Below are 6000 nucleotides of genomic sequence, written 5' to 3' on the forward strand. Positions count from 1 at the left end.
CCGGTGTCCTCCTAAATGCGGGTTCCGGATCAGGGACCTGTGCCCCACAATGATCGAGGGGGGTCCGCTTGATGACCGAAGTTCGCGTCGGCGATGTTCGCGCACAGATGTTCCGTCCGCGCAGCCCGCTGTTCGGTCAGATCGCAGTAGCAACGGTGGTGCTCACGGTTCCCGTGTTCGCCGTGCTCTACTGGGTCATGGTTCCGGTCGGCGGCTGGCTCGTCGTCGCGGCGTTGCAGGCCCTCGTCATGATCATCATCGGCGTGGCCGTCGTGGCATCGCGCAACGTCTACGTGAAGCTGCACGACTGGGGCGTCGAGGATCACTGGCCGTTCGGCTTCACGAACCGGGTGCAGTCGAGCGAGGTCGACACGATCCTGCTGATCGACCTGTACACCGGCAACGGCATGGAGACTGTGCCGCAGCTGTTCGCTCTCGACGCGCACGACAAGCTGATCCTGCGCATGCGCGGACAGGTCTGGACCCGATCGGCCATCCAGCAGGTGGCGGCCAGACTCGGGGCACCGGTCGTGCACGCTCCTGTGCCGATGACCCTCACCGACTTCACGCGCATCGAGCCGCACCTGTTGGCCTGGTTCGAACGCCGACCGCTGTGGGCAGCACGGATGCCGCAGAGGATCGCCCAGACGTCCGAGCGCTAGCTCCTCAGACGGAGCGTCCGATGACGACGGTGCCGTCGAGTTCGTCGTCGTGCACGATGCGCGCCTCGAGGCCGGCCCCGGTGATGATCGCAGCGGTGAGTGGAGCCTGCCGCACGCTCGTCTCGATGAGCAGGTGACCGCCCGGCCTCAGCCACGCCGACGCGCCCGCCGCAACCCGCCGCTGGATGGCGAGACCGTCCGAGCCTCCGTCGAGGGCGACCTGGGGCTCATGCACGCGCGCCTCGGGCGGCATCAGCGCGATCGACTCGGTGGGAACGTAAGGGGCGTTGACGACGAGCAGATCGACCCGCCCTCGGACGGCATCCGGCAGCGCGTCGTAGAGGTCTCCGAGGTACACGGCTCCCCCAGCCGGTTCCACGTTGCGCCGCGCACAGGCCACCTCGACGGGGTCGATGTCGGCGGCCACGAGCTCGATCCCCGGCAGGCGTGCCGCGATGGCCACGCCGATGGCGCCGGTTCCGCAGCAGAGGTCGACGACCACAGCGCTCGGGGTCGACGCAGCGGACGCCGGATGCGGTGCCAGACGCACCGCCTCCTCGACGAGCACCTCGGAACGTCGCCGCGGAACGAACACGCCGGGGTCGACGAGGACGCGGAGGCCGCCGAACTCGGCCCAGCCCACGATGCCCTCGAGCGGTTGCCCGGCGACGCGTCGGGCCGCCATGCTGTCGAGATCCTCGTCGGTCTGCGCCGCTTCGATGAGCAGGGCGGCCTCGTCCTCGGCGAAGACGCAGCCGGCGGCGCGGAGGCGCGCCACGAGTGCGGCTTCGCTGTACGGCGTGGGGTGCAGCGGGGTCACGGCAGCAGGATGACCTTGCCGCCCGGGTGGCCCTCGGCTACGAAGGCCAGGGCCGCGGCCGCCTCGGCCAGCGGATAGGTGCGGGCGACGCGCACGGTGAGCTCGCCGCGCCCGGCCAGGTCGACGAGCTGGAGTCGTGCCGCCATCCGCAGCTCGTTCCCGGGATCGGCGCCGGGGCCTCCGCCGAGCCGCTTCGCGCCGATCTCGCCCGCTCGCTGGAAGCCGGCGATGGTCGCTATCCGCGCCGGGTCGGCCACCAGGGCGGCCGAGGCGTCGAGAGCCTCATCGGTGCCCGCTGTGTCGAGGGCAACGTCGGCACCGTCGGGCAGCAGCGCGCGCAGCCTGTCGACGAGGCCGTCGCCGTAGACGACGGGCTCGGCACCGAAAGCCTCGAGCAGGCCGTGGTTGCGCTCGCTCGCCGTGGCGATGACCCTGGCTCCGCGGAGCTTCGCGAGCTGCACGGCGGCGAAGCCGACGGACCCGGCTCCCCCATGGACGATCACGGTGTCGCCGGCCGCGACTCCCGTGGCCTCGAGCAGGTGGAACGCCGTCACCCCGGTCAGCAGCAGGCCGGCCGCCTCCTCCCAGCCCAGGCTCTCGGGCTTCGGCAGAACGGATGCAGCAGCCACCGTGATCTCCTCCGCATAGCCACCGGAGACCCTGTAGCCGATCACCTCGTCGCCGACGGCGATGGCACCGGCCGGTCCGACGGCATCGGGTCCCACCGCCGTCACGACCCCGGAGACCTCGCTTCCCGGGTGGAGCGGAAGGCGCGCGGGGTTGCGACCCCACACGCCGTTCAGCAGCTTGGCATCGGCGGGGTTCACCCCGACGGCGAGCACGCTGATCGTCACCTCTCCCGCGCCGGGTTCCCGGGTCGGCTCGTCGACCTGTTCGAGCACCTCGGGTCCGTCGAAGCTGCGGGCGATCATGACACGGGGCATTCGGTTCCTTCTTTCGCTGCGGTCACCTCCATCATGCCGCGACACGGCGGCAGGGCAGCGGAATACTGGTCACATGAGCGATCTCGGACCCGTCGACCCCGGTCACGGCGGCGAGACTGAGTGGTTGCACCGCTGGCACCTCCAGCCCGACGGTGATTCCTTCGCGACGGCCACCAGCGTGCTCACTCCCGTGCGACTGGAAGACAGGAGCCCTGCGATGCTCAAGGTCGCGCGCATGACCGAGGAGATCCGCGGCGGCGCCGTACTGGCGGCGTGGCACGGGCACGGGGCCGCTCGCGTGCTGCGCGCCCAGGACGCGGCCGTGCTGATGGAGCGCGCCACCGGCACGCGTTCCCTCGTGCGCTGGGTCGAGGAGGGACGCGACGACGAGGCGTCGCTGGTGCTCTGCGCAGCGGCCGGCGCCCTGCATGCCGCATCCGACGAACTGCTTCACCCTGCAGACGGCGATGGCAGCGTCCCAGAGCTCGTTCCCCTCGAGGAGTGGTTCCGCGAACTGCTCGGCCGTGCCGACGGCAGGGGCACGACGGTGGCGGGCACCGACCCCGGCTTCGTGCGCCGCACGGCCGCCATCGCCCGCGAGCTGCTCGACGAGCAGCGCACGGGGCGACCTGACGTCGTCGCCCTGCACGGCGACATCCACCACGGCAACGTGCTCGACTTCGGCGACAGCAGCGGCCGCGCCGGTGACGGCAATGGCGCTGGCAACGGCCATGCCGCCCGCGGCCGCGGCACCGGCTGGCTGGCCATCGACCCGAAGGGGCTCCTGGGCGACCGCGCCTTCGACTACTGCAACCTGCTGTGCAACCCGTCGCACGAGGTCGCGCTGCAGGCCGGGCGTCTCGAACGGCAGTTCGCCGTGGTGACGGATGCCGCCGGTCTCGCACCCGACAGGCTCGCGCGCTGGCTGGCGGCGTGGTGCGGCCTCTCCTCGGTGTGGTTCGCCCTCGACGGCGACACCGGGCACACGGCATCCGCCACGGCCATAGGTCGGAAGGCCATCGCCCTCATCCCCTGATGGATGCCCCGGTACAGCCCTCCGGTGGCCGCCGTGCGGGGCTACCCTGAGCAGTACCCGTCACCGACGGCGTCGGGTTGCCGGCTCACGAGCGTGGAAGTGCATGATGGCGACGAAACCCCTCCGGTGCAGGCTGGGCCTGCACAAGTGGGTGCTGAGGCATCAGGAGGAGACGGGCCTGGCGTACCACGAGTGCGCACTGTGCGGTGCCGATCGCAGCGATGACGGGCCTCCGGCCACCTTCGACTTCTCCTGACGAATCGCGGCCCGTCAACCTCCGGCGCAACTCGTCGACTCGTCAGCCGCGCAGTGTGACGTGCGGACTCAGCGCGCGGCCCGTGACGAAGGCCTCATCGACCTCGACGCCGGTGCCCGGGCCGGTGGGTACGCGGAGCTGCCCGGCATGCTCCCCGGTGCCGAGAACGAAGAGCTCGGTGAGGTCGTCAGCGAAGTAGCGCGACGATGCCGAGGTGTCGCCGGGAAGCGTGAACCCGGGCAGCGCCGCGAGCGCCACGTTGGCCGCGCGCCCGATGCCGGTCTCGAGCATGCCGCCGCACCACACCGGAACGGCGAGCTCACGACAGATGTCGTGCACCCGCAGCGCCTCGAGGTAACCGCCGACGCGACCGGCCTTGATGTTGACGATCGACGTGGCGCCCCTCTCGATGGCGTCGACGGCCAGCGCCGCGCTCAGGATGGACTCGTCCAGGCACACAGGAGTCTCGATCATCTGGGCCAGGGCCGCGTGCGAGGCGATGTCCTCCTCGTCGAACGGCTGCTCGATGAGCAGCAGGTCGAAGGGGTCGAGCTTCTTCAGGTGTTCGGCATCCGCCAGCGTGTAGGCGGTGTTGGCGTCGACCTGCAGCAGTCCGTCCCGCCCGAGGAGCTCGCGCACGCGTGCGACGGGCTCGAGGTCCCAGCCGGGCTTGACCTTGAGCTTGATGCGCTTGTAGCCGGCGACCTCGGCGAGGAGCTCGTCGATGGACGGCGCGATCCCGACCGAGACGCCGCAGTCCACCCAGGTGGCGGTCGCGCCGAAGTATTCGCCGAACGAGCGTCCGACGGCGCGCAGTTCGGCATCGAGTACGGCGGCCTCGAGAGCGGCCTTGGCCATGCGGTGTCCGGCGACGAAGGCGAGGAGCCTGGCGACGGATGCCGCCGTCACGTCGGGCGCTCGAAGCAGCGTCGGCGCCAGGTAGTGCTCGATCACGTGGGCGGCACCGTCGACGTACTCGGAACTGTAGAACGGCTCGCTGCCGGCCACGCACTCGCCCCAGCCGTCTCCCACGTCGGTTCGCACCCGCACGAGCAGCACGGCGCGAGCGGTCTGCACGCCGAACGAGGTCTCGAACGGCCGCACCAGCGGCATGCCGACGCGGTGCAGCTCGACGGCGTCGATCCTCATGCGCGGTCTGCGCCGTCGTCGGTGAAGATGTAGTCGTTTCCGGCCGTCAACTCCGGACGGAGGCCGGCGGCGAAGGCCTCGTGGAACGCGTGCCGGGACGCCGTCCGCCGTTCGCCGGCCCAGGCCGGATCATCCGCTCGCCGCGTCTCGAAGTCGTCGGCCAGGGCGAAGGTGTCGCTCCCGGTCCAGAGCGGCTGCGGCTCCCGGGCGAGCGCCCGCAGCACCCGAGGCGAAGCGAGGCGCCAGCGCACCTCGAACCTGTCGCTGCGATCCGTGCCCGTGATCGCGTCGTCGAGGCGGCCGTAGAAGTCCGGATGGAACGCCGTGACCTCGGCGCCGAGCTTCACGAGGTTGACGTGGGCGTTGCGGCGGATCAGCGGATCGAACGTCCATCGCACCTCGGTCACCCCGTGGTCGAGGCAGACAGCTCGCTGGAACAGCTTGAGTGCGTGGCCGACTCCACCGCTCCGACGCCACGGCGCCACGGCGTTCATGTGCGAGTGCAGGTGCAGCCCGCCCTCCCAGCCGAGGAAGCCGAGGGTGGCGCCGACGGCGGAACTGGTGACGCCGGGCCCCGACTCGGTGGCGATCAACACGGTGTTGCCGGCGTGGTCCATCGCCTGCAGCATGGCCCTGTCGGGACTGCGTCCCTGTCCCCACGTGCGTTCGAACAGGCCGACGACGGCGTCGAGATCGCGGGGGTCGGCGTCGCGCACGCTCACCCCGGCGGCATCCGCGGCCTCCTCGGCGAGGGCGTAGGCGGCCCGCACGACGTCGGCGGATGCGTCCCCGCTGCCGGTCATGCGGCGAGCCTGTCGTCGAGTCCCCAGGGTTGGCCGTAGCCGCCGTCGGTCTCGGGGGCGGCCATGAGGGCCAGGAAGGGGGCGGCGTCGAAGGCCTCGGGGCCCAGCACCCCGGTCCCGGTCCAGGCGCCGGATGCCAGCAGTTCCAGGGCGATGACCGGGTTCAGGGCCGTCTGCCAGACCACGCACTGGCTGTCGTACTCGTTCATCGTCCACTCGTTGTCGGCCACATGGTAGAGGTACACCTCGCGCGGGTTCCCGTCGGTGCCGGTGCCGGTGACCCATACGCCGGCGCAGGTCTTGCCCGTCATCAACGGTCCGATCCCGGCC

The 6000-nt window shown here is 71.1% G+C and carries 7 protein-coding genes and 1 pseudogene; 3 read left to right on the top strand and 5 right to left on the bottom strand.

Translation table 11 applies throughout. The features are described from left to right. The first annotated feature begins 71 nt into the window (after positions 1 to 71). A complete protein-coding gene (locus tag ASF30_RS21060; protein WP_055911344.1) occupies positions 72 to 662 on the top strand; it encodes a hypothetical protein in 591 nt (196 codons plus the stop codon). Between the two features lie 4 nt (positions 663 to 666). Here the strand turns inward: ASF30_RS21060 and ASF30_RS21065 are convergent, their stop codons facing one another. Together ASF30_RS21065 and ASF30_RS21070 are read right to left on the bottom strand one after the other, a co-directional pair. Continuing rightward, positions 667 to 1473: a putative protein N(5)-glutamine methyltransferase gene (locus tag ASF30_RS21065; protein WP_200918505.1), complete on the bottom strand. Its 807-nt coding sequence runs from the start codon at positions 1471 to 1473 to the stop codon at positions 667 to 669. Positions 1474 to 1478: 5 nt separating this feature from the next. After that, positions 1479 to 2426, bottom strand: coding sequence for an NADP-dependent oxidoreductase (locus ASF30_RS21070; protein WP_157497565.1), 948 nt, complete (start codon positions 2424 to 2426; stop codon positions 1479 to 1481). A gap of 73 nt (positions 2427 to 2499) precedes the next feature. Between ASF30_RS21070 and ASF30_RS21075 the strand changes: the two genes are divergently transcribed. Together ASF30_RS21075 and ASF30_RS22945 are read left to right on the top strand one after the other, a co-directional pair. After that, positions 2500 to 3462 carry an aminoglycoside phosphotransferase family protein gene (locus ASF30_RS21075; protein WP_055911348.1) on the top strand — a complete coding sequence of 321 codons (963 nt, stop codon included), beginning with the start codon at positions 2500 to 2502 and terminating at the stop codon, positions 3460 to 3462. A 106-nt stretch (positions 3463 to 3568) separates the two neighbouring features. Next, entirely contained in the window at positions 3569 to 3718 is a 150-nt protein-coding gene (locus ASF30_RS22945) for a hypothetical protein (RefSeq protein ID WP_157497566.1), read from the top strand. A gap of 42 nt (positions 3719 to 3760) precedes the next feature. On the opposite strand, the gene menC is transcribed toward ASF30_RS22945, so the two are convergent. From menC to ASF30_RS21090, 3 genes and pseudogenes are all read right to left on the bottom strand, one after another. After that, positions 3761 to 4867 (bottom strand): o-succinylbenzoate synthase, encoded by a 1107-nt coding sequence (gene menC, locus ASF30_RS21080; RefSeq protein WP_055911349.1) that lies wholly within the window; start codon positions 4865 to 4867, stop codon positions 3761 to 3763. Then, the gene (locus ASF30_RS21085; RefSeq protein ID WP_055911350.1) at positions 4864 to 5670 is read right to left on the bottom strand and encodes a hypothetical protein; all 807 of its coding nucleotides are present in this window, start codon (positions 5668 to 5670) and stop codon (positions 4864 to 4866) included. Before ASF30_RS21085 ends, menC begins: the two co-directional genes overlap by 4 nt. Next, positions 5667 to 6000, bottom strand: a pseudogene (locus ASF30_RS21090) (ATP-binding protein); the annotation flags it as partial. The gene ASF30_RS21085 and the pseudogene ASF30_RS21090, both read right to left, overlap by 4 nt.

This window comes from Leifsonia sp. Leaf264 (assembly GCF_001422325.1).
In the GTDB taxonomy this organism is placed as follows: Bacteria; Actinomycetota; Actinomycetes; order Actinomycetales; family Microbacteriaceae; genus Orlajensenia.

Excerpts from the sequence above, each read along its gene's own strand:
- ASF30_RS21060 (WP_055911344.1), top strand. The coding sequence starts at position 72 with ATGACCGAAGTTCGCGTCGGCGATGTTCGCGCACAGATGTTCCGTCCG.
- ASF30_RS21070 (WP_157497565.1), bottom strand. The coding sequence starts at position 2,426 with ATGCCCCGTGTCATGATCGCCCGCAGCTTCGACGGACCCGAGGTGCTC.
- ASF30_RS21075 (WP_055911348.1), top strand. The coding sequence starts at position 2,500 with ATGAGCGATCTCGGACCCGTCGACCCCGGTCACGGCGGCGAGACTGAG.
- ASF30_RS22945 (WP_157497566.1), top strand. The coding sequence starts at position 3,569 with ATGGCGACGAAACCCCTCCGGTGCAGGCTGGGCCTGCACAAGTGGGTG.
- menC (WP_055911349.1), bottom strand. The coding sequence starts at position 4,867 with ATGAGGATCGACGCCGTCGAGCTGCACCGCGTCGGCATGCCGCTGGTG.
- ASF30_RS21085 (WP_055911350.1), bottom strand. The coding sequence starts at position 5,670 with ATGACCGGCAGCGGGGACGCATCCGCCGACGTCGTGCGGGCCGCCTAC.